The sequence below is a fragment of the Herbaspirillum lusitanum genome, assembly GCF_026127345.1.
In the GTDB taxonomy this organism is placed as follows: domain Bacteria; phylum Pseudomonadota; class Gammaproteobacteria; order Burkholderiales; family Burkholderiaceae_D; genus Herbaspirillum; species Herbaspirillum lusitanum.
Window position 1 is genome coordinate 162,091 of the sequence record NZ_QXFG01000007.1, and the last position, 21,989, is coordinate 184,079.

Consider the following 21,989-nt stretch of genomic DNA (forward strand, 5'->3'; position numbering starts at 1 on the left):
GTGAATTTATGTATCTCATCGGCCTGATTGCCTTCCTGATTTCCTTGCCCATCCTCGGCATTGCCGGTGCGTGGCTGCAGCTTGACGCGGCCGCCATCGACGCCTTGCATCAGCAGATGCAGACGGTATTGCCGGGTTATCTGGCGACTTCCGCATGGCTGGCCTTGTTCGTCACGCTGGGCGTGATCGTCGTTGGCGCGGCCACGGCGGTGGCGATCGGCTTGTTCGAGTTTCGCGGCAAGCGCTTCCTTGCCTGGGCGCTGCTGTTGCCGATGGCGATGCCGGCGTATGTGTGCGCGTATGCGTACACCGATTTCCTCCAATACGGCGGCACGGTGCAAAGCAGCCTGCGCGCGCTGTGGCCGGGCTTTCGTGTCGACGTGCGCAGCCTGGCGGGAGCGATCTTCCTGTTCATTTTTACGCTGTATCCGTACGCCTACCTGCTGGCGCGCAATGCGCTCGGCGAACGCGGCGTGCATCTGATGGAGGCGGCACGCCTGCTCGGCACGCCGTTGAGCGCACGCATCCGCCGCGTGGCCTTGCCGCTGGCGCGACCGGCGCTGATGGCGGGTGCGGCGCTGGCCTTGATGGAGACGCTGGCCGACTATGGCGTCAGCGCCTATTTCGGCTTGACCACGTTTACCACCGGCATCTACAAGGCATGGATGGTGATGGACGATCGCGTTGCGGCGGCCCAGTACGCAACGTTGTTGCTGCTGTTCGTCGCCATGCTGTTGTGGCTGGAGCGCCGCGAGCAGGGGCGCATGCGTTTTGCGACGGTGCGCGGCAATCGCGGCCTGGGTGGCAATGACGGCGATGGCGCCGAAGCACGCTTGCCGGTGTTGCGCGGCGCACGCGAGGCATTGGCCTGGCTGGTGTGCGCGACGCCGGTGCTGCTGGGCTTCGTGTTGCCGGTGCTGATCCTGTTGCAATTGATGTGGCGCGAGAGTGAGTTGTCGATGGCGACCAATCTCGCGCGCTACGCCGGCTGGACCTGGAACAGCTTCCGCTTCGGCGGCGTGGCGGCGGCGCTGGCGGTGGTGCTGGCGCTGGCCTTGGGTTTCGCCCAGCGCGCCGGCGGCTTGCCGCGCTTCAAATCCGCTTTCCTGCGTCTGGTCGCGCGCCTGGCGTCCATGGGATATGCGATTCCCGGGTCGGTGATCGCAGTTGGTATTTTGCTGCCGGTTGCGTGGTTGCAGGCGATGTTCCCCGGCAGCGGCGCGGGCGTCTGGCTGACGGCGACTGCGCTCGGCGTGATCTATGCGTATCTGGTACGCTTTACGGCCGTGGCGGTGCAGTCGGTGGAAGCCGGTTACACGCGCATCCCGCTGAGCCTGGACGAAGCGGCGCGCACCATGGGCGCCTCGCGCAGCCGCATCGTGCTCAAGCTGCACATGCCCTTGCTGTGGCGCTCGCTGACGACGGGCGCGCTGATGGTGTTCGTTGACGTGGTGAAAGAGTTGCCGGCAACGCTGCTGCTGCGTCCATTCAATACCGATACGCTGGCCGTGATCGCCCATAATCTGGCGCGCGACGAACGTCTCGGCGAGGCGGCACTGCCGGCGCTGAGCATCGTGCTGGTCGGCTTGATCCCGGTGATGCTCGTGACGCGGGCCCTGCGCAGGTACTGAACAAACAATAGAGGAAAAAATGAGCCAATATGATTACGACCTGTTCACCATCGGCGGCGGTTCCGGCGGCGTACGCGCCAGCCGCTTTGCCTCGCAATACGGCGCGCGCGTGGCGATTGCCGAGAGCAAGGACCTGGGCGGCACTTGCGTCAATGTCGGCTGCATTCCGAAAAAACTGATGTCGTATGGCGCGCATTTCCATCAAGATTTTGCCGACGCCGCCGGCTTCGGCTGGACCGTGGGCGAAACCAGTTTCGACTGGGCCGCGCTGATCGCCGCCAAGGACAAGGAGATCGCGCGCCTCAACGGCATCTACCGCAAGATCCTGGAGGGCGCCAAGGTCGACATCGTCGAAGGCCATGCGACCGTGGAAGATGCTCACACCGTCAGCGTCAACGGCAAGCGCTACACCGCCGCGCATATCCTGGTCGCGACCGGCGGCCGGCCGATGGTGCCGGAGATTCCAGGCAAGGAACTGGGCATCGTGTCCGATGATTTCTTCCACTTGACCGCCTTGCCGAAGCGCAGCGTGGTGCTGGGCGGCGGCTATATTGCGGTGGAACTGGCATCTATCCTCAATGGTCTCGGCAGCGAAGTGACGCTGGTGTATCGCGGCAAGAGCCTGCTGCGCGGCATGGACAGCGAACTCGGCATTTTCCTGGCGGAAGAGATGCGCAAGAAGGGCATGAACATCCTGTTTGAAAACAACATCGACGCCATCGCGTCAGACGGCGCCGGCAAGCGCGTCAAGCTCAGCGACGGCAAGACCATCGACGCCGATTGCGTGCTGTTCGCCACCGGCCGTCATCCCAACACCGCCGGTCTCGGCCTGGAAAAAGTCGGCGTCGCGCTGACCGCCAAAGGCGCCGTCAAGGTCGACCAGCATTTCGTTTCGGATGTCGCGTCCATCCATGCGATCGGCGACGTCATCGATCGCGTCGCACTGACGCCGGTGGCGCTGGCGGAAGGCATGGTGGTGGCCGCGCGCCTGTTCAACCAAGGCGGCCGGGAAATGTCTTACGAGAATATCCCGACGGCGGTCTTCAGCCATCCGAACGTCGGCACGGTCGGCCTGGGCGAAGAAGACGCGCGCAAGAAAGTGGGCGAAGTGCGCATCTTCAAATCGGAATTCAAGGCGCTCAAGCACACGCTGAGCGGCAATGCCGAGCGCACCTTCATGAAGCTGGTAGTGGATGCGAAGAGTGATCGCGTGCTGGGGGTGCACATGGTCGGCGCTGACGCCGGCGAGATCGTCCAGGGCTTTGCGGTCGCCTTGCAATGTGGCGCCACCAAGGCCCAGTTCGACGCCACCATCGGCATCCATCCGACCTCGGCGGAAGAGTTCGTCACGATGCGTACGCCGGTGGCATAAGCATGTCATGAGACGGTCGCCGGAGGATTCTCCTGCGACCGTCCGGTCCGTCCTGGCCTAGCGCGAAAGCGCGTAGCCGATGCGGAACTGCGGGGTCGATTTCTGGTTGTAAGTCAGCAGGCTCTCGCCGTAGCCGTAGAAATAGCTCGCCATCAAATAGCCGGCCATGCCCGGCACCAGTTTCGCCAGCGGATAGGACAGCGTCGAGTCGGCGCTGCCGGAGCTGTTGCGCGTGCCTTTGCGCAAGGTGGTCGAAAATTCCACGCCATCCGGTTTGCCCACTGCCAGCTTGAGATCCGCGTGGCCGCGATACTGGCCGATGTCGGGGTTGTCGGAGCTCGGGCCGAGGTAGGCGTAGACCTTGGGTGAAATGCGCAACTGGTAATCGTTGAGGTTGCCGACCGTGAAGGTGGGTTCAACGAAGAAAGTGTTGATGCCGCGCGACTGTGCGCCGTCGCGTCCGTTCGACTCATGCTCCAGCCCGGTCGAAATCGCCATGCGGCTCAGGATGCTGTTATGGATGCCGAGGTCGGGCAGGTAATAGAACAGGCTGGGGCGGTAGCTGGTGTCGCGGAAGGGCGCCGACGGGCTTTCCAGGTCCCACAGCGAATACTGGGTGTAGCCGAAATACAGATTGTCGATCAGGCCGCGCGAACGCATGTCTTCCGGTTGGAAGATGCGGAACTTGAAGCTGAGCTGGAACCTGGCATTGCGGTTGCCGCCGCTGTTGCCGGCGGCGAAGTACATCGGTTCGTGGAAAGACAGGCGCGGGATATCGATCAGGTCGAGCGCGGCCGGCGCAATGCCGATCGGACCGGCGTTGGCGCCCGGCGTGATGACCGAGGCAGAGGGCGTGGCTGCGCCGGCCAGCGCGATGCCTTCCGCCGACGGCACCGGCATCTTGCCGTCTTTGGGACGGATCACCGCAACCAGCACCGGCGAGGCGTCCACCCCCACGGTTTCAAGGCGCACCACGCCGCGCAAGTAGTCGGGCAGGGTGGCGCTGTAGGTGATTTTGCGGAACTCGCCGCGCTTGAGCGTGATTTCACCAGGCGCGCCGGCTTCGCGTTCCATGCGCAGTTGCACCGGCGGCGTCATGTCGGCCGAGGCCGCCACGACCAGATTGTCCGGGATGGCGTAAGCCTGGCTGTCGTGTTCATCTTCCGTGACCAGCAAGGTCAGGGTGAACGGCTTGTTGCCGTCAACCAGCTTGGGCGGCTGCAGCAGCGAAATGCCGGCGCTGGCGCCCTGCATCAGCGACAGCGCGCCGAGGGCGGCGAGGGTCTGGATCAGGCGCTTTGGTGCAAACAGTGCGACCGGACCTTGAGAATGCGGGCGGCCGGAGAAAAGCGTGGGGAGCATGAGGCCGGGATCTTTTACTGTTATAGGCGTAGGGCGCATTGTGTTTTTTATCGATTTATCAATTGTCGGGAGCGTGCATCAGCCATATGGATTGGTTTCCGCGCGTAAAGTTGCTTCGATCCGACGTTTCATACACTTAAGAATGTAAAGCGTTCGATTTCAGACTTCGTCAGACTTCGATATGTCTTTTTGCGGGATAATGGGCTAAATACCTAAAAAATGTTGATTATTATTCTCATATTTCCTCATCATGTTATCCGCTTCCTACGATAGTTTGCTAGTTGTTGTGTCCCTGCTGGTGGCGGTACTTGCCTCCTATACTGCACTGGATATGACCGAGCGGATCAATGCGACCCAGGAGTATGCCGGTCGCTCCTGGCTTCTTGGCGGTGCTGTCGCCATGGGTATCGGCATCTGGTCGATGCATTTCGTCGGCATGCTCGCGTTTCGTCTTCCCATCGATCTCGGCTACGACCCCTGGATCACCTTCCTGTCGCTGCTGATCGCCATTGGCGTGTCCGGCTTCGCGCTGTGGATCGTCAGCCGTCCCGAGCTGCCGCTGCGCCGGCTGCTCAACAGCGCGCTGGCGATGGGAGTCGGCATCGCTGCGATGCATTACACCGGCATGGCCGCCTTGTTGATGATGCCGGGCATTCATTACGATCCCTTGCTGTTTGCGGCGTCCGTCGCCATCGCCATCGCCGCCTCGGGCGCGGCGTTGTGGATAGCGTTCCGCCTGCGCCGCAACACGCCGCATGTCAAGCTTGCGCGGGGCGGCGCCGCCGTGGTGATGGGCGTGGCCATCGTCGGCATGCATTACACCGGCATGGCGGCTGCAAATTTCCCCGAGGGCAGCTTTTGCCTTGCCGTGCGCGACGGGGTGAGCCCGGGCTGGCTGGCGATCCTGATCATCGTCGTCACGCTGGCGGTGCTGACGATCGCCTTGCTGACGTCGCTGCTGGATGCGCGGCTGGAGTCGCGCACCGCCAAGCTGGCGCGTTCGCTGGCCGAAGCCAATGAAGAACTCACGCAACTGGTCCTGCACGATAATCTGACCAAGTTGCCCAACCGCACCTTGCTGGATGACCGCCTCAACCAGGCCATCAGCAAGGCGGCGCGCGAGCAGGGACATTTTGCCTTGATGTTTTGCGACCTCGACGGTTTCAAGGCGATCAACGATTCGCTCGGTCACCATGTCGGCGACCTGATGCTGGTAGAGGTGGCGCAACGCATCCGCTCGGTCATGCGCGCGCAGGATACGGTTGCGCGACTGGGCGGCGATGAGTTCGTGATGCTGGTCGATCTGAAGGAACCCGACGATGCAGTCACCGTCGCCGACAAGCTGGTGAAGATCATCAACCAGTCCTTCAATATCGAAAAGCACGAGTTGCGCGTCTCGGCCAGCATCGGCATCGCGATCTATCCGGAAGACGGCAGCAGCCGCCACGACCTGGTGATCAACGCCGACGCCGCGATGTACCATACCAAGCGCAGCGGTCGTAACGGCTACCATTTCTTTGAAGCGTCGATGAACGTCAACGCGCACAACCAGTTGCAATGGCTGCAAGACTTGCGCCTGGCGCTGGAGCGCAAGGAATTCATCCTCCATTACCAGCCCAAGTACAACTCGCCGAACGGCCCGGTGCTGGGCGCGGAAGCCTTGTTGCGCTGGCAGCATCCGGTGCACGGAATGGTGGGGCCGGATGAGTTCATCGGCCTGGCTGAACGTTCCGGGCTGATCGTGCCGATCGGGGCATGGGTGCTCGATGAAGCCTGCCGCCAGATGAAGGTCTGGTACGACATCGGCCACGAAGACTGGAAGATTGCAGTCAATCTCTCGGCGCTGCAGTTCGCGCAAACCGACCTGATCGATCTGGTCAAGGACACGCTGGCGCGCCATGACTTGCCGGCGCGCTGCCTGACGCTGGAAGTCACCGAGTCCACCGCCATGCACGATGCCGAAAGCAGTCTCAAGACGCTGCAGCAGATCGCCGACCTCGGGGTGGATATTTCCATCGATGATTTCGGCACCGGTTATTCGAGCCTGCTGTATCTGAAGCGCTTGCCGGCCAACGAACTCAAGATCGATCGCGGCTTCGTGCGCGACCTCAGCGACGGCAACGACGACGCTGCCATCATCTCGGCCATCGTGGCGCTGGGCCGTACGCTCAATCTGCGCATCGTCGCCGAAGGCGTGGAAACCACCAAGCAGCAGAACTTCCTGACCTCGGTCGGTTGCGATGCGTTGCAGGGTTACCTCATGGGTCGGCCGATGCCGCCCGACAAGTTCATCGAGGCGACTTCCAACCTGATGAAGAACACCGCGCCGACGTCCTGATTCCCCCGATCTCGCCTGTGGATTGCCCACTTGGCGAGGTCTTCCCATCCAGTGAGAACCGGCGCGCCGCCGGAGATCGCCATCGTGTTGCCGTTCGTCAACACAAGCCCCGCAAGCCATGAACAGACGCGACAGTCACACGCTGTTCCGCGCATTCAAGCCTTCTGTCCCAGAGCATTATGAAGAGTATGTGGCCGCCTGAGCCATGACGATAATTCAACATTTACCTGACCTGAATGGCAGGGGGACAACATGAACGTGATTGGAAACATGAAGATTGGCAAGCGCCTTGGACTGGGCTTCGCCATTATCCTGGCGCTGTCAGTCCTGATTGCCGTGATTGGCGTCTGGCGTCTGCAAAGCGTGGCCAAGGCAACGCAAGCCATGATGGACATACCGCTGGCCAAGGAGCGCATGATCGGCGACTGGTATCGCCATACGTTTGCCGGCATTCGTCGCACGATTGCCGTGGCCAAGAGTTCCGATCCCAGCTTGTCGGCGTTCTTCAAGCCGGAAAGCGACGAAGCCACGCGTATTTCCGGCGATCTTCAAAAGAAGATTTCCGATCTGATCGCCAGCGATGAAGAAAAGCAGTTGTACGAAAAAATCATGTCGTTGCGCAAAGTCTATCTGTCGACCCGCGACATCATCTATAAAGCCAAGAACGAGCCCGGTGCAGACCCGGCCGCGATCGCCGCGGCACTGGAAAAGGACTTCCTGCCGGCAGCGAAGAATTATTCGACGGAAGTGGAAAACCTGCTTGCGCTGCAGCGCAAGACCATCGATCAACTCAATCAGCATGTAGCGGAAATCGCTACGCAAAGCGCCAACCTGCTGATCGTGCTGGAAGTGCTGGCGCTGGCGCTGGGCATCGCCTGCGCCTGGTACCTGACCGCAGGCATCACGCGGCCGCTGAACACCGCGGTCGACATTTCACGCCGCGTCGCGGAAGGCGACCTGTCGGTGGAGATCACCGTGACCACCAGGGATGAAGCCGGTCAGTTGCTGCAGGCGCTCAAGGACATGAACGTCAGCCTGCGCAATATCGTCGGCAATGTGCGCATCGGCACCGACACCATCGCCACGGCCTCCAGCCAGATCGCCAGCGGCAATCTCGATTTGTCGAATCGCACCGAGCAGCAGGCCGGCTCGCTGGAAGAGACCGCGTCGGCAATGGAGCAACTGACCTCGACCGTGAAGCAGAACGCCGACAATGCGCGCCAGGCCAATCAATTGGCCGTGTCGGCGTCCGAAGTAGCGATCCAGGGCGGCAGCGTGGTGGGACAAGTGATCAACACGATGAGCGCGATCAATGATTCGTCCAAGAAGATCGTCGACATCATCAGCGTGATCGACGGCATTGCCTTCCAGACCAATATCCTCGCCCTGAATGCGGCGGTGGAGGCCGCGCGCGCCGGTGAGCAAGGGCGCGGTTTTGCGGTGGTGGCGTCGGAAGTGCGCAGCCTCGCGCAGCGCTCTTCCGCTGCGGCAAAAGAAATCAAGACGCTGATCGACGACTCCGTCTCCAAGGTCGACGTCGGCAGCAAGCTGGTGGGGCAGGCCGGATCGACCATGGAAGAAGTCGTTTCCAGCGTCAAGCGCGTCACCGATATCGTCGGTGAAATCAGTTCGGCCAGCCAGGAGCAAAGCACCGGCATCGAAGAGGTCAATCGCGCGATTGCACAAATGGACGAGAGCACGCAGCAGAACGCCGCGCTGGTGGAGGAAGCCGCCGCCGCCGCACAATCGTTGCAGGAACAGGCCGGCAAGCTGGCCGAACTGGTCAGCGTATTCAATATCGGCAACACCGCAGGCCTGGCAGCGCCTGCAGCAAAGACTTCGCGACGCACGGTTGATATCAATCCGGCGCCGCGTCTGGGGTAATCGGGGGAGGGGAGCAGCCGTCGCCTTCACCGGCGACGGCTTTTTTTTTGCGTTGAAATTCCTGGAGATCCGATCAGATCAGGCCGGGCATTCGGCGCGGTAATTCTCGGCCGCGCGCTGGCTCTTGCGCCGTGCTTTTTCCATCGTCTTGACCGGCGCATTGCGCAGGTCGTCTTCCGCCCAGCTCTTGCGTTGCGCCAGCTGGGCGCATTTTCTTTTCTGTTTTTCGGCGACCAGTCTGGCGCGCGCTTCTTCGCGTTCCTGTTTTTCGCGTTGCCGGCTCACGCGCTTTTCTTCCGCTGCACGGCTTTTGTCGAGGCGCTGCCGGAGGGCTTTGTCTTTGGCGGCGGTAGTTTGCGTGGGGCTATTGACGCCGCGCGCGTCGTCGATGGCGACGGTCGTGCCATTGGCGCAGGCGGCGTCGCTGTAGGTGACTTTGCCGTCGCTGTCGCATTTGTAGACAGCCCAGGCGGGCAGGGAACAAAGCAGCAAGGACAGCGCGAGCAGTGGCGGGCGGACGGAAAACCTGACGGAAAACATGGGTGAAACTCCTGGCGACGGCGAGATATGTTGTCGGGGGATCCGACCGCCGCCGTCGGCTGCGGTCAGAGCACTTTGCCGGGATTCATCAGCCCGTGCGGATCCAGCGCCTGTTTGATGGCGCGCATGAGCCGGAGTTCTACCGGCGATTTATAACGCAGGATTTCTTCACGTTTGAGCGCGCCGAGTCCGTGTTCGGCCGAGATCGACCCGCCGAATTTATCGACGCTGTCATGCACCGCGCGATTGATGACCGGTTGTTCGAGGATGAAGTCGGTGTCCTTGACGCCGGGTGGCGGCGATACGTTGTAGTGCAGGTTGCCGTCGCCGAGATGGCCGAAGGTGACCATGCGGCAGCCGGGCGATGCCTGCTGCACCAGCACGTCGGTGACGCGGATGAATTCGCCGATGCGCGAGATCGGCACGGAGATGTCGTGCTTGATGTTCTTGCCTTCATGCGCCTGCGCCATGGAGATGTGCTCGCGCAATTGCCACAGGGCTTTCGATTGCGCGATCGAGGTGGCGATGACGGCGTCGTCGATCAGCTCCTGCTCCAGCGCCAGGCCGATCACGGCTTCGAACATTTCGGAGGCATGCGCTTCGGATTCGCTGTCCGACAATTCCAGCAGCACATAGTGCGGATGGAGGCGCTCGAACGGCGCGCGATGCGGCGGGAAGTGTTTGGCGACCAGCTGCATGCAAAAATCCGACATCAGCTCGAACCCGGTCAGCGCCGCGCCGCAATGCGCCTGCGCCAGGCTCAGCAGGCGCAGCGCGTGGTCCGGCGTGCACAGCGCGGCCAGCGCGGTGACTTGCGCTTTAGGTTGCGGGAACAGTTTGACGACCGCCGCGGTGACGATGCCCAGCGTGCCTTCGGCGCCGATGAACAGGTCGCGCAGGTCGTAGCCGGTGTTGTCCTTGCGCAGGCCGCGCAGGCTGCTCATGACGTCGCCTTCTGCCGTGACGACTTCCAGGCCCAGGCACAGTTCGCGCGTATTGCCATAGCGCAGGACCGCGGTGCCGCCGGCGTTGGTCGAGAGATTGCCGCCGATGGTGCAACTGCCTTCAGCGGCCAGCGACAACGGGAACAGACGCTGCTCTGCCGCGGCGGCTTGCTGGAGGTTTTGCAGGATGCAGCCGGCTTCGACCGTCATGGTGTTGTTGACCGGATCGACTGCGCGGATGCGATTCAGGCGCGTCAGCGATAGCAATACCGCCTTGCCGCTGGTGTCGGGCACGCTACCCAGCACCAGGCCGGTATTGCCGCCTTGCGGAACGATCGGCACCAGATGGCGGGCGCACAGTTTGACCACGGCGGCGACTTCCCCGGTGCTGCCCGGTCGCAGCACGGCCAGCGCACGGCCGGTGTAGCGTCCGCGCTGGTCGGTCAGGTAACCGGCAGTATCGGCATCCGCGGTGAGGACGTAGGCGCCGCCGAGGGCATCGCGACAGGCTTGCAGGAAATCTTGGGGAAAATCTTGGGAGAAATCTTGTTCTGCTGCGCTCATGATGTTTTCCGGAAGATTATTGCGAAGCCTTCTGGATGGCCTGGCGGGCGATTTCCTTGGCGGCTTTCTTGTAGGGCGCCAGGTACAGGACCGCGCACAGGAAATACACGCAGCTGAGGGCGACTTCGATCCAGCCGAGCGTGATCGACGTGGCGACGCGGTCGCTGGTGGCGCGCACGATGCCTTCGGTGAAGTACAGCAGGATCAGCATCGACGACCATTGCATGGTGTAGACGTCGCGTTTGAGGACGCCGCGCAGCGGGAACAGCAGCGGGATCACCTTGAGCACCATCCACGAACCGCCCGGTCGCAACGGCGCCAGCGCCAGTTCCCAGGCAACGCAGAGGATGATCAGCGCGACCAGGCTGACGGCGGCGCCGAGATGGAAGATGCGAAAACGATGCGTGCTCAGTGTGCTCATTCAAGTCTCCTGCAGTTTGATGGCGTTCTGTGCGAGGCGGCGGCCGAGGGCAACCGCCAGCGCGCGGGTATCGTCGGAAATCGCCTGGTTGCCGTTGACGCCGGCCCAGTGGCTGGCGCCGTAAGGCGAGCCGCCGCTGCTGGTGCTCATCAGTTCGGGCTGGGTGTAGGGCAGGCCGACGATCAGCATGCCGTGGTGCAGCAAAGGAATCATCATCGACAACAACGTCGATTCCTGGCCGCCGTGCATGCTGCCGGTCGAGGTGAACACGCTGGCGGGTTTGCCGGCCAGCGCACCCGACAGCCATTGCGGCGCCGTGCCGTCCCAGAAATACTTCATCGCCGCCGCCATGTTGCCGAAGCGCGTCGGCGAGCCCAGCGCCAGCCCGGCGCATTGTTCGAGGTCGCTCAATTCGACGTAGGGGGCGCCGTTGGCGGGCACGTCCGGTTCGGTGGCTTCCGTCACGGTGGAGACGGCGGGCACGGTGCGCAGGCGCGCATCGCAGCCCGGCACGCTTTCCACGCCTTGGGCGATCAGCTCGGCCAGTTTGCGGGTAGAGCCATGTCTCGAGTAGTAAAGGACCAGTATCGTTGTATTAGTTGTGTTCGGCATGTTGGTATTATAGGAGCCTTTATTTATCCATCGCACGCGTTTTACTGCTCGCATTTCGAGAATGAAACCTGGCGCATGACGAGGCGCAGTTCCGGCTTCTTCATGATTTTGATTGCTTTCTCTTGCTTACTTTTCTGAAACCCATGCAGGGCTTGTCTCGTACCCAGTTGCGTGATTTGTTCCGGTTCGCCGCCAAGCGGCTGAGCGACGATCGCCTGCCGCAGGTGGCGGGCAGCCTGACGTTTACCACCATCCTGTCGCTGGTGCCGCTGCTGACCATTGCGCTGGCGATCTTCACCGCGTTCCCGCTGTTCAGCACGTTCCGCTCGGCGCTGGAGGCGTATTTCGTCCAGAGCCTGATGCCCAAGGGCGTGGCCAGCACCATCCTCGGCTACCTGAACCAGTTTTCGTCCAAGTCGGCGCGCCTGTCGGCGGTCGGCGGCGTGGCGCTGATCCTGACGTCGGTGCTGACCATGGCGACCATCGATCGCGTGTTCAACCAGATATGGCGCGTCAAGAAGTCGCGCCCTTTGCTGCAGCGCATCCTGGTGTACTGGGCAATCATCACGCTCGGCCCCTTGCTGATCGGGATTTCGATCAGCGTGACGTCGTATCTGTATTCCGCCACCAACGGCGTGGTCACCAGCGTGCCGCTCATCGGCGCCAGTTTTTACACGCTGATTTCGGTGCTGCTGACGACCAGCGCGTTCACGCTGCTGTACATCGCCGTGCCGAATCAATGGGTGGACTGGCGCGACGCCGTCTGGGGCGGCTTGCTGGCCGGCGTGGGGGTGGAAATCGCCAAGCGCCTGTTCGCCAGCTATGTCATGAAATTCCCGACCTACACGATGGTGTACGGCACCGTGGCGGCCTTGCCGATTTTCCTGCTGTGGATTTACATGCTGTGGATGATCACGCTGGTGGGCGCTTTGGTGACCGCAGCGCTGCCGATCGTGCGCTACGAGCGCTGGTGGCATGTGGCGTCGCCGGGCAGCGAGTTCATCGACGCCATGAAAGTGCTCAAGATCCTGCATGAAGCGCGCGCCAACGGCGAATCGGCGAAGGTGGACGCCGGCTTGCTGCGCACACGCACGCAACTTGGGCTGGAAGAATTGCAGACCTTGCTGCAGAAGATGCTGGAAGCCGGCTGGGTCGGTTCGCTCAAGGGCGACGCGCCACGCCGGTCGCCCTGGAACAAGCGCCTGGCCGACGGACTGGACCGCTGGACGCTGCTGATCAATCCGGAATCGCTGAAGCTGGTGGACGTGTATCGCCTGTTCGTGTTCGACAGCGCCACCCATGCAGGCGAAGACCAGCAATTGGTCAATCGTGTCGAAAGCGCGGTGTCGCTGGTGCTGGATCAGACGCTGGCGTCTTACTTCTCCGAAGGTGCGCAGGCGCCGGACTTGAGGGAAGTTGCCTCGTCAGCGCCGGTCGACGTCATCGGCGCTGACCGTCGGGGTTCAGAACGATATTTGCCCGGTCAATAGTTGCCAGTACATGACCCAGTCGCCCATGAAGGAGTAGAGCGGCTGGCGAAAACTGGCCGGGCGGTTCCTTTCGAAGCGGAAATGCCCGATCCAGGCAAAGCCGTAGCCGCACAGGACCGCCGCCGCCAGCCACCAGAAATTATGCGTCAGCAGCAACATTCCCAGGCACAGCAGCGCCAGCGTCGAGCCGGCGAAATGCAGTTGGCGGCAGGTGCGGTTGGCATGTTCGCTCAGGTAGTTCGGGTAGAACTCGTCGAAGCTGGTGTATTTGTCATGATGCAGGACGGTCGGCATGCTGGTCTCCCTGTGTTCTTGTGATTTCAGAGTAGGCCTTGGCGCCGGCGGAATCAATGAAAAAATTTCATTTTCGGCATTGCTTTGCGAATGTGGGATTGTGGGCCGTCCGCAAACCTCGTACCATGCATATACCGCCATTGTTTGTGGATTTTTGCTCTCGCATGGGCTACATTCCGGACAGGAGCCCGACGCTCCATGGCTACAATAACTTAAGGATGACACCATGAAAGTCTCTGAAATTCTTAAAGTCAAAGGCAACATTCTCTTCACCGTGACCCCTGACACGCCGATTGCGGATGCCGTAGACGCAATGGCCGAGAAAGACATTGGCTCCTTGGTCGTCATGGAATTCGGCGAGCTGGTCGGCATGCTGACCTTCCGCGAAGTCCTCAAGACACTGCAGGACAACAAAGGCTCAGTTGGAACGAGCAGCGTGCGCAAGCACATGGACGATCATCCGATCACCGTCACGCCCGACACCGACCTCAACGAAGTGCGCCGCATCATGCTCGAAAAGCACGCGCGCTACGTGCCGGTGATGGACGCCAAGACGCTGCTGGGCGTGATGTCGTTCTATGACGTCGCCAAGGCAGTGCTGGACGCGCAGGGCTTCGAGAACAAGATGCTCAAGGCCTATATCCGCGACTGGCCGGCGGAAGAAGAGAATAGCTGAGTTGCGCGCAGGCGGCCCTGCCGATGCATTAGCCGCAAGCCACTCTTGCAAGAGAAACCGTTCATGTCGTCATGAGCGGTTTTTTGTTGTCCGAATGCCTGCGTCCCTGTCCGCGCATTCGTTCCCGATTTCTTTTCCCTTCATCTTTACTCCATGAGTCAATCCAGCCAGTTCTCCCTGCTCGGTCAACGCCGTTTCGCGCCATTCTTCTGGACCCAGTTCCTCGGCGCGCTCAACGACAATGTTTTCAAGACCGCGCTGCTGACCATCCTGACGTATGACGCGCTGAGCTGGACCGACATCGACACCGGCCTTCTCAACAACCTGATCCCGGGTTTGTTCATCCTGCCGTTCTTCCTGTTTTCGGCGACCGCCGGGCAACTGGCCGACAAGATGGAAAAAGGCCGGCTGGCGCGTTACGTCAAGCTGCTGGAAATCGCCATCATGGGCATCGCCGCCTACGGCTGGATGACGCATCACCTGTGGTTGCTGGTGGTGGCGGTGGCCGGCATGGGCGTGCATTCAACCATCTTCGGGCCGGTCAAGTACGCCTATTTGCCGCAGCAACTCAAGCCGCAGGAACTGATCGGCGGCAACGGCGTGATCGAAATGGGCACCTTCGTCGGCATCCTGCTGGGTGAAGTAATCGGCGCGGTGCTGGTGGTGCACAAGCCGTTCGGGCTGGAAATGGTGGCGGCGATCACGATCGGTTTCGCCGTGCTCGGTTGGCTGGCCAGCCTGGGCATCCCCAATTCTCCGGCGCCGGCGCCCGATCTGAAAATCAACTGGAATCCGTTTACGGAAATGGTGCGCAACCTCGGTTTTTCGCGCCGCAACCGCCCGGTGTTCCTGTCGATCCTGGGCAATTCCTGGTTCTGGTTTTACGGCGCCATCGTGCTGGCGCAATTCCCGCTGTATGCGAAGAATTACCTGCATGGCGACCACAGCGTGTTCGTACTGCTGCTGATGGTGTTTTCGGTCGGCATTGGCATCGGTTCGCTGCTGTGCGAACGCCTTTCCGGCCACAAGGTGGAAATCGGTCTGGTGCCGTTCGGCGCGATCGGCCTGTCGGTGTTCGGACTCGAACTGTACTTCGCCAGCGTCAGCTATACCGCGACGGCGGCAGTTGACATGAGCGGTTTCGTGGTGCAGCACGGTAGCCTGCGCATCCTGTTCGATTGCGCGATGATCGGCGTCTTCGGCGGGTTGTACATCGTGCCGCTGTTTGCACTGATCCAGACGCGCTGCGATCCGGAGCACGTTTCTCGCACCATCGCCGGCATGAACATCATGAACTCGCTGTTCATGGTGGTGGCGGCTTTGCTGGCGATGGTGCTGCTGCGCTCGGGCTTCACGATTCCGCAGATTTTCCTGGTCACGGCGATTCTCAACGCGCTGGTGGCGACCTACATCTTCTCGCTGGTGCCGGAATTCCTGATGCGTTTCCTGGCGTGGATGCTGATCCATACCATCCATCGCGTCCGCACCGTCAACGCCGAGCTGATTCCCAAGCACGGCGCGGCGGTGCTGGTGTGCAACCACGTCAGCTATGTCGACGCCATCGTGATCATGGCCGCCAGCCCGCGCCCGATCCGTTTCGTCATGGATCACCGGATCTTCCGGACGCCGGTGCTGTCGTGGATCTTCCGCACGGCCAAGGCGATTCCGATTGCGCCTGCCAAGGAAGACCCGTGGCTGATGGAAAAGGCCTACGTCGACATCGCGCAGGCGCTGCATGAAGGCGATCTGGTCTGCATCTTCCCGGAAGGCAAGCTGACCAGCACCGGCGAGATCAATGAATTCAAGGGCGGCATCAAGAAAATCATCGACCGCAGCCCGGTGCAGGTTTTTCCTATGGCCTTGCGCGGACTGTGGGGCAGCCTGCTGACGCGCGGCGCCGGCAATCCTTTCCATCGCTCGTTCAAACGCGGCTTGTTTTCCCGGCTGGAGTTGGCGGTCGGCGAGCCGATTCCGGCGCAGCAGGCGACGCCGGAATACTTGCAGCAACGCGTGAGCGAACTACGTGGCGAGTGGAAGTAATCCCTACGCTGGTAAAATCACCCTTTCAGATCATTAAAAGCAGAGCTTCGTTATGTCCGGCAATACCCTCGGCACGCTGTTTACCGTTACCACCTTCGGCGAATCCCATGGCCCGGCCATCGGTTGCGTGATTGACGGCTGCCCGCCGGGCATGGAATTGTCCGAAGCCGACATCCAGCCAGAGCTCGACCGCCGCAAGCCAGGCACCTCGCGCCATGTGACCCAGCGCCAGGAACCGGATACGGTCGAAATCCTGTCCGGCGTGTTCGAAGGTAAAACCACCGGCACGCCGATCGCGCTGCTGATCCGCAACCAGGACCAGCGCAGCAAGGATTACGGCAATATCCTTGATACTTTCCGTCCCGGCCATGCCGACTACACCTACTGGCACAAGTACGGCATCCGCGATCCGCGCGGCGGCGGCCGTTCGTCGGCGCGCCTGACTGCACCCGTGGTCGGCGCGGCGGCGGTGGCCAAGAAGTGGCTGTTCGAGAAATACGGCACCACCTTCAAGGGGTGCATGAGCCAGCTCGGCGACATCGCGATTCCGTTCGAATCATGGGAGCACGTGCGCGAGAATCCTTTCTTCGCCGCCAACGCGACCGTCATTCCGCAACTGGAAGACTACATGGACGCCTTGCGCAAGGCCGGCGATTCGTGCGGCGCGCGCATCGATGTCGTGGCGCAGAATGTGCCGGTCGGGCTGGGCGAGCCGATTTACGACAAGCTCGACGCCGAGATCGCCTTCGCCCTGATGGGCATCAATGCCGTCAAGGGCGTGGAAATCGGCGCCGGCTTCAGGTCGGTGGCGCAAAAAGGCACCGAACACGGCGACGCGCTGACGCCGGATGGTTTCGTCGGCAACAACGCCGGCGGCATCCTCGGCGGCATTTCGACCGGGCAGGACATTACCGCATCGATCGCCATCAAGCCGACTTCAAGCATTCGTTCGCCGCGCCCGTCGATCGACAAGGCCGGTCACGCCACCGACGTCGAAACCCACGGTCGTCACGATCCCTGCGTCGGCATCCGCGCCACGCCGATCGCTGAAGCCATGCTGGCGCTGGTATTGATGGATCACGCCTTGCGTCATCGTGCGCAATGCGGCGACGTGCACGTGACGACGCCGCAGATCGCCGCCCAGAAATAAATCGAATTTCAACAATTTGCCGCGCTTTTTCCGCGGCAAGCAGAACCGAGTTGTCGTGCGCCGGTCGAACGATCCGCAAGCACGGGGAGACATTGCGTCCACAACAACGATGCACGGCAGCGCCGTAGCATCGACCTGGCCGGACAGTTGTTTCCCCGTATTTTTTATCTTTCACGAGGGGATGGCATGGGCTACCAGGCACTGAAGACACCGTATCGACAACAATTCCTGCCGCGGCTGCTGCTCGCAGTGACCGCACTGGCGCTGACCGCCTGCGAAAGCGTGCAAACCACCCAGGGCGGCGCCGTCGGCGTGACGCGCACGCAAAGCATGGCCTTGTCCGCACAGGAAATCGACAGCGCCGCCGTCAAGGAATACGCCCAGGTGCTCGACGAGCAAAGGAAGAAGGGCGCGCTGAATCAAAACGCCGCCCAGGTGCGCCGCGTGCGCGCCATTGCCGACCGGCTGATCCCGCAAACCGTGGCGTTCCGTCCCGACGCCGCCAAGTGGAAATGGGAAGTCAACGTCATCACCTCGCCGGAAGCCAACGCCTGGTGCATGCCCGGCGGCAAGATCGCCGTCTACACCGGCCTGATCGAAAAACTCAAGATCACCGATGACGAACTGGCCGCCGTGATGGGCCATGAAATTTCCCACGCCTTGCGCGAACACGCGCGTGAACGGGCTTCCGAGCAGGCCGTGACCGGCTCGCTGATTTCCATCGGATCTTCGCTGCTCGGCGTCGGCGAACTCGGCCAGCAGGGCGCGCAGTACGCTTACATGGGCCTGATCGGCCTGCCGAATTCGCGCACACACGAAACCGAAGCCGACCGCATGGGCGTGGAACTCGCCGCCCGCGCCGGTTACGATCCGCGCGCTGCGATTTCCCTGTGGCAAAAAATGGGGCAGATCGGCGGCAGCGAACCGATGAAATTCATGTCCACGCATCCTTCGCGCGACGATCGCATCAGCGATCTGACCGTCTATTCGCAGCGGGTGATGCCGCTCTACGAGCAGAGCAAGAAAACGCGTTGACCGCAAAGCGTTGCCGAACGCGCGCCAAAACCACATTGCGGCCTCGGAAAAGGCGTGTTTATGGCATAATCAAAGGCTCATTTCAACGACTTGCGTAGCCTTTACACGCCCGCATCATCATGCTCAAGACGCTATACGACAAACTTTGGGAATCTCACGTTGTTCATGCTGAACAAGACGGAACGGCCATTTTGTACATTGACCGTCACCTATTGCATGAAGTGACCAGCCCGCAAGCATTCGAAGGCCTCAAGCTGGCCGGTCGCCAGCCATGGCGCAATGCCGCCAATCTGGTGGTGGCCGATCACAATGTGCCGACCACCAATCGCGCCAACGGCATCGCCGATCCGATCTCGCGTTTGCAGGTCGAGACGCTGGACGCCAACGCCAAGGAATACGGCCTGACCTATTTCGGCATGAACGACAAGCGCCAGGGCATCGTGCACGTCATCGGGCCTGAGCAAGGTGCGACGCTGCCCGGCATGACCGTGGTCTGCGGCGACTCGCACACGTCCACGCATGGCGCTTTCGCCTGTCTGGCCCACGGCATCGGCACCTCCGAAGTCGAGCATGTGCTGGCGACGCAAACGCTGCTGGCCAAGAAATCCAAGTCCATGCTGGTCCAGGTCGACGGCGCCTTGCCGAACGGCGTGACGGCAAAAGACATCGTCCTGGCGGTGATCGGCAAGATCGGCACCGCCGGCGGCACCGGCTACGCCATCGAATTCGCCGGCTCGACCATGCGCGCGCTGACCATGGAAGGCCGCATGACGGTCTGCAACATGGCCATCGAAGCGGGTGCGCGCGCCGGCATGATCGCGGTCGACGACACCACGATCAACTATCTCAAGGGCCGGCCGTTCTCGCCTGCGGGTCCGCACTGGGAACGCGCCGTGAGTTACTGGCGTACGCTGCATTCCGACCCGGGCGCCAAGTTCGACATGGTCGTGACATTGAACGCCACGGAGATCAAGCCGCAAGTGACTTGGGGCACCTCGCCGGAAATGGTGATCGCCATCGACAGCCGCGTGCCGGATCCGGACAAGGAAAAAGACGCCACCAAGCGCGACGGCATGGAAAAGGCCCTGGCCTACATGGCGTTGAAGCCCAATACACCGATCGAAGACATCCGCATCGACAAGGTGTTCATCGGTTCCTGCACCAACTCGCGCATCGAAGATTTGCGTGAAGCGGCGGCGGTGGTGCGCGGCAAGTTCCGCGCTTCCAACGTCAAGCTGGCGATGGTGGTGCCGGGCTCCGGCCTGGTCAAGGAACAGGCTGAACGCGAAGGCCTGGACAAGATTTTCCGCGATGCCGGTTTTGAATGGCGCGAGCCGGGCTGTTCGATGTGTCTGGCGATGAACGCCGACCGTCTGGAGCCGGGCGAGCGTTGCGCGTCGACGTCCAACCGCAACTTCGAAGGGCGTCAGGGCGCCGGCGGCCGTACTCACCTGGTGAGCCCGGCGATGGCTGCCGCTGCTGGTATCGCAGGACATTTCGTTGACGTGCGTTCTTTATAAAACTATCTTGGTGAAATCATGAAAAAAATAATCGTTTTGACTGCACTGGCCGTGTCGTTCCTGACCCTGACTGCATGCAATACCGTGCGCGGATTCGGTGAAGACGTCTCGAAGGTCGGCGACAAGATGCAGGACGCCAGCAAGAAGTAATGATGCAGTGGTGGCGGCGGCCGGTGCGTCTGCACCGCTGTTGCTGATTTGTTTTGTTGAAGAGATAAAAGAAACCGGCTGATCGGATTGCCGCATGGTGCGGCGATCCATCATCGATAAAAGTGCCATGAATAAATTTATTGTCCATGATGGTCTGGTTGCTCCGCTTGATCGCGCCAACGTCGATACCGACGCGATCATTCCCAAGCAATTCCTGAAATCGATCCAACGCAGCGGCTTCGGTCCGAACCTGTTCGACGAATGGCGTTATCTGGATCATGGCGAGCCGGGCATGGACAATTCCAAGCGTCCGCTGAATCCTGACTTCGTGCTGAACCAGGCACGTTATCAAGGCGCATCGGTGCTGCTGGCGCGCAAGAATTTCGGTTGCGGCTCCTCGCGCGAACACGCGCCGTGGGCGCTTGATCAGTACGGCTTCCGTGCTGTGATCGCACCGAGCTTTGCCGATATTTTCTTTAATAATTGTTTCAAGAACGGCCTGTTGCCGATCGTGCTGCCGGAGCAGCAGATCGACCGCCTGTTCGATGAAGTGAAGGCATTCCCGGGCTTCCGCCTGATCATTGACTTGGAAAAACAGGTCATTACTACCGCCAATGGCAGTCAGACTTATCCGTTTGAGGTCGGCGAATTCCGCAAGTATTGCTTGCTCAACGGCCTGGACGACATCGGTCTGACATTGCGCCAAGCGGACAAAATCCGCGCTTTTGAAGAGCGTCACCTGTTCGATCAACCTTGGCTGGCCAATACCATCTGAGCGTATCTGCAGGTTTCTGAAGTTTCCGATTAGCCGGATGTCCCATCGCACGGTCTCCTGGACCGGTGCAGGTGCGGCAGCCGGCGTTACCATTTTCCAAGACTAGAAGACGACGACATGAAGATTGCAATTTTGCCAGGCGATGGCATCGGTCCCGAGATCATTGAACAAGCGGTGCGCGTGCTCAATACACTGGGCGAAAAGTTTGAGATGGAAACCGCGCCGGTCGGCGGCGCAGGCTACGAAGCCCACGGCCATCCTCTGCCGGACGGCACGCTGAAGCTGGCCAAGGAATCCGATGCCATCCTGTTCGGCGCCGTCGGCGACTGGAAATACGACACGCTGGATCGCCCGCTGCGTCCTGAACAAGCCATCCTGGGCCTGCGCAAGCACCTGCAACTGTTCGCCAATTTCCGTCCGGCGATCTGTTATCCGGAACTCACCGGCGCTTCGTCGCTGAAGCCTGAACTGGTGGCCGGTCTGGACATCCTGATCGTGCGCGAACTGAACGGCGACATTTACTTCGGCCAACCGCGCGGCATGCGCGAAGCGCCGGACGGTCCGTTCAAGGGCGCCCGCGAAGGCTTCGATACCATGCGTTACAGCGAGCCTGAAATCCGCCGCATCGCCCACGTTGCCTTCCAGGCTGCGGCCAAGCGCGGCAATCGCCTGTGCAGCGTCGACAAGGCCAACGTGCTGGAGACCTTCCAGTTCTGGAAAGACATCGTCACCGACGTGCACAAGGAGTATCCGCAAGTCGAACTGACCCACATGTACGTGGACAATGCCGCCATGCAACTGGTCAAGGCGCCGAAGAATTTCGACGTCATCGTGACCGGAAACATGTTCGGCGATATCTTGTCCGATGCGGCAGCCATGCTGACCGGTTCGATCGGCATGTTGCCGTCGGCCTCGCTGGACGCCAACAACAAGGGCCTGTACGAACCATCGCACGGTTCGGCGCCGGACATCGCCGGCAAGGGCATCGCCAATCCGCTGGCGACTATCCTGTCGGCAGCCATGATGCTGCGTTTCTCGCTGAACAAGGCGGAACAGGCGGACCGTATTGAAGCTGCGGTGAAGAAAGTCCTTGCGCAAGGCTATCGCACCGGCGATATTTATGAAGAGGGCACCACCAAGGTCGGCACCAAGGAAATGGGCGATGCAGTCGTCAAGGCATTGGGCTGAGTT

19 protein-coding genes are annotated in these 21,989 nt (G+C 61.3%); 13 read left to right on the forward strand and 6 right to left on the reverse strand.

Annotation, left to right across the window (positions count from 1 at the left end; all coding sequences use genetic code 11):
• Positions 1-8 precede the first annotated feature (8 nt).
• Both DXT88_RS08155 and gorA read left to right on the forward strand, forming a co-directional pair.
• Positions 9-1,631: an ABC transporter permease gene (locus DXT88_RS08155; protein WP_265212557.1), complete on the forward strand. Its 1,623-nt coding sequence runs from the start codon at positions 9-11 to the stop codon at positions 1,629-1,631.
• A gap of 19 nt (positions 1,632-1,650) precedes the next feature.
• Positions 1,651-3,003 (forward strand): glutathione-disulfide reductase, encoded by a 1,353-nt coding sequence (gene gorA, locus DXT88_RS08160; protein WP_265212559.1) that lies wholly within the window; start codon positions 1,651-1,653, stop codon positions 3,001-3,003.
• A gap of 57 nt (positions 3,004-3,060) precedes the next feature.
• On the opposite strand, the gene DXT88_RS08165 is transcribed toward gorA, so the two are convergent.
• Positions 3,061-4,365 (reverse strand): phospholipase A, encoded by a 1,305-nt coding sequence (locus DXT88_RS08165; RefSeq protein WP_265212561.1) that lies wholly within the window; start codon positions 4,363-4,365, stop codon positions 3,061-3,063.
• A gap of 250 nt (positions 4,366-4,615) precedes the next feature.
• Here DXT88_RS08165 and DXT88_RS08170 point away from each other — a divergent pair, with 250 nt between their 5' ends.
• Entirely contained in the window at positions 4,616-6,703 is a 2,088-nt protein-coding gene (locus DXT88_RS08170; RefSeq protein WP_040503268.1) for a putative bifunctional diguanylate cyclase/phosphodiesterase, read from the forward strand.
• Between the two features lie 252 nt (positions 6,704-6,955).
• The gene (locus DXT88_RS08175; RefSeq protein WP_265212566.1) at positions 6,956-8,587 is read left to right on the forward strand and encodes a methyl-accepting chemotaxis protein; all 1,632 of its coding nucleotides are present in this window, start codon (positions 6,956-6,958) and stop codon (positions 8,585-8,587) included.
• 78 nt (positions 8,588-8,665) lie between these two features.
• Here the strand turns inward: DXT88_RS08175 and DXT88_RS08180 are convergent, their stop codons facing one another.
• The 4 genes from DXT88_RS08180 to wrbA all read right to left on the reverse strand — a co-directional run bounded on the left by DXT88_RS08180 (position 8,666) and on the right by wrbA (position 11,668).
• Positions 8,666-9,127, reverse strand: coding sequence for a hypothetical protein (locus DXT88_RS08180; protein ID WP_265212568.1), 462 nt, complete (start codon positions 9,125-9,127; stop codon positions 8,666-8,668).
• 65 nt (positions 9,128-9,192) lie between these two features.
• On the reverse strand, positions 9,193-10,635 hold the full coding sequence (locus tag DXT88_RS08185) for an FAD-binding oxidoreductase (protein ID WP_265212570.1): 1,443 nt from the start codon (positions 10,633-10,635) through the stop codon (positions 9,193-9,195).
• A gap of 16 nt (positions 10,636-10,651) precedes the next feature.
• Entirely contained in the window at positions 10,652-11,056 is a 405-nt protein-coding gene (locus DXT88_RS08190) for a DUF2069 domain-containing protein (protein WP_016833434.1), read from the reverse strand.
• Complete coding sequence (gene wrbA / locus DXT88_RS08195; protein ID WP_265212572.1) at positions 11,057-11,668, reverse strand: NAD(P)H:quinone oxidoreductase; 612 nt, start codon at positions 11,666-11,668, stop codon at positions 11,057-11,059.
• A 143-nt stretch (positions 11,669-11,811) separates the two neighbouring features.
• Between wrbA and DXT88_RS08200 the strand changes: the two genes are divergently transcribed.
• Complete coding sequence (locus tag DXT88_RS08200; protein WP_265212574.1) at positions 11,812-13,158, forward strand: YihY family inner membrane protein; 1,347 nt, start codon at positions 11,812-11,814, stop codon at positions 13,156-13,158.
• Here DXT88_RS08200 and DXT88_RS08205 read toward each other — a convergent pair.
• Entirely contained in the window at positions 13,132-13,452 is a 321-nt protein-coding gene (locus DXT88_RS08205) for a DUF962 domain-containing protein (protein ID WP_265212576.1), read from the reverse strand. The genes DXT88_RS08200 and DXT88_RS08205 overlap by 27 nt on opposite strands.
• 226 nt (positions 13,453-13,678) lie before the next feature.
• Between DXT88_RS08205 and DXT88_RS08210 the strand changes: the two genes are divergently transcribed.
• The 8 genes from DXT88_RS08210 to leuB all read left to right on the forward strand — a co-directional run bounded on the left by DXT88_RS08210 (position 13,679) and on the right by leuB (position 21,986).
• A complete protein-coding gene (locus DXT88_RS08210; protein ID WP_016833438.1) occupies positions 13,679-14,128 on the forward strand; it encodes a CBS domain-containing protein in 450 nt (149 codons plus the stop codon).
• A gap of 153 nt (positions 14,129-14,281) precedes the next feature.
• Entirely contained in the window at positions 14,282-16,168 is a 1,887-nt protein-coding gene (locus DXT88_RS08215) for an MFS transporter (protein ID WP_265212578.1), read from the forward strand.
• A 52-nt stretch (positions 16,169-16,220) separates the two neighbouring features.
• The gene (gene aroC, locus DXT88_RS08220; protein ID WP_265212579.1) at positions 16,221-17,318 is read left to right on the forward strand and encodes a chorismate synthase; all 1,098 of its coding nucleotides are present in this window, start codon (positions 16,221-16,223) and stop codon (positions 17,316-17,318) included.
• A gap of 186 nt (positions 17,319-17,504) precedes the next feature.
• Positions 17,505-18,353 carry a M48 family metallopeptidase gene (locus tag DXT88_RS08225; protein WP_016833443.1) on the forward strand — a complete coding sequence of 283 codons (849 nt, stop codon included), beginning with the start codon at positions 17,505-17,507 and terminating at the stop codon, positions 18,351-18,353.
• A 119-nt stretch (positions 18,354-18,472) separates the two neighbouring features.
• On the forward strand, positions 18,473-19,873 hold the full coding sequence (gene leuC, locus DXT88_RS08230) for a 3-isopropylmalate dehydratase large subunit (protein ID WP_029363264.1): 1,401 nt from the start codon (positions 18,473-18,475) through the stop codon (positions 19,871-19,873).
• An 18-nt stretch (positions 19,874-19,891) separates the two neighbouring features.
• Entirely contained in the window at positions 19,892-20,023 is a 132-nt protein-coding gene (locus DXT88_RS08235) for an entericidin A/B family lipoprotein (protein ID WP_029363265.1), read from the forward strand.
• Positions 20,024-20,150: 127 nt separating this feature from the next.
• On the forward strand, positions 20,151-20,798 hold the full coding sequence (gene leuD, locus DXT88_RS08240) for a 3-isopropylmalate dehydratase small subunit (RefSeq protein ID WP_016833446.1): 648 nt from the start codon (positions 20,151-20,153) through the stop codon (positions 20,796-20,798).
• A 117-nt stretch (positions 20,799-20,915) separates the two neighbouring features.
• On the forward strand, positions 20,916-21,986 hold the full coding sequence (gene leuB, locus DXT88_RS08245) for a 3-isopropylmalate dehydrogenase (protein ID WP_016833447.1): 1,071 nt from the start codon (positions 20,916-20,918) through the stop codon (positions 21,984-21,986).
• Positions 21,987-21,989: the final 3 nt, after the last annotated feature.

What these genes read in the sequence shown, in the direction of transcription:
- DXT88_RS08225 (WP_016833443.1), top strand. Translation starts at nt 17,505, where the DNA reads ATGGGCTACCAGGCACTGAAGACACCGTATCGACAACAATTCCTGCCG.
- leuB (WP_016833447.1), top strand. Translation starts at nt 20,916, where the DNA reads ATGAAGATTGCAATTTTGCCAGGCGATGGCATCGGTCCCGAGATCATT.
- DXT88_RS08185 (WP_265212570.1), bottom strand. Translation starts at nt 10,635, where the DNA reads ATGAGCGCAGCAGAACAAGATTTCTCCCAAGATTTTCCCCAAGATTTC.
- DXT88_RS08210 (WP_016833438.1), top strand. Translation starts at nt 13,679, where the DNA reads ATGAAAGTCTCTGAAATTCTTAAAGTCAAAGGCAACATTCTCTTCACC.
- DXT88_RS08165 (WP_265212561.1), bottom strand. Translation starts at nt 4,365, where the DNA reads ATGCTCCCCACGCTTTTCTCCGGCCGCCCGCATTCTCAAGGTCCGGTC.
- DXT88_RS08175 (WP_265212566.1), top strand. Translation starts at nt 6,956, where the DNA reads ATGAACGTGATTGGAAACATGAAGATTGGCAAGCGCCTTGGACTGGGC.
- wrbA (WP_265212572.1), bottom strand. Translation starts at nt 11,668, where the DNA reads ATGCCGAACACAACTAATACAACGATACTGGTCCTTTACTACTCGAGA.
- DXT88_RS08170 (WP_040503268.1), top strand. Translation starts at nt 4,616, where the DNA reads ATGTTATCCGCTTCCTACGATAGTTTGCTAGTTGTTGTGTCCCTGCTG.
- leuC (WP_029363264.1), top strand. Translation starts at nt 18,473, where the DNA reads ATGCTCAAGACGCTATACGACAAACTTTGGGAATCTCACGTTGTTCAT.
- DXT88_RS08200 (WP_265212574.1), top strand. Translation starts at nt 11,812, where the DNA reads ATGCAGGGCTTGTCTCGTACCCAGTTGCGTGATTTGTTCCGGTTCGCC.
- DXT88_RS08205 (WP_265212576.1), bottom strand. Translation starts at nt 13,452, where the DNA reads ATGCCGACCGTCCTGCATCATGACAAATACACCAGCTTCGACGAGTTC.
- DXT88_RS08155 (WP_265212557.1), top strand. Translation starts at nt 9, where the DNA reads ATGTATCTCATCGGCCTGATTGCCTTCCTGATTTCCTTGCCCATCCTC.
- DXT88_RS08215 (WP_265212578.1), top strand. Translation starts at nt 14,282, where the DNA reads ATGAGTCAATCCAGCCAGTTCTCCCTGCTCGGTCAACGCCGTTTCGCG.
- gorA (WP_265212559.1), top strand. Translation starts at nt 1,651, where the DNA reads ATGAGCCAATATGATTACGACCTGTTCACCATCGGCGGCGGTTCCGGC.
- DXT88_RS08235 (WP_029363265.1), top strand. Translation starts at nt 19,892, where the DNA reads ATGAAAAAAATAATCGTTTTGACTGCACTGGCCGTGTCGTTCCTGACC.
- DXT88_RS08190 (WP_016833434.1), bottom strand. Translation starts at nt 11,056, where the DNA reads ATGAGCACACTGAGCACGCATCGTTTTCGCATCTTCCATCTCGGCGCC.
- leuD (WP_016833446.1), top strand. Translation starts at nt 20,151, where the DNA reads ATGAATAAATTTATTGTCCATGATGGTCTGGTTGCTCCGCTTGATCGC.
- aroC (WP_265212579.1), top strand. Translation starts at nt 16,221, where the DNA reads ATGTCCGGCAATACCCTCGGCACGCTGTTTACCGTTACCACCTTCGGC.
- DXT88_RS08180 (WP_265212568.1), bottom strand. Translation starts at nt 9,127, where the DNA reads ATGTTTTCCGTCAGGTTTTCCGTCCGCCCGCCACTGCTCGCGCTGTCC.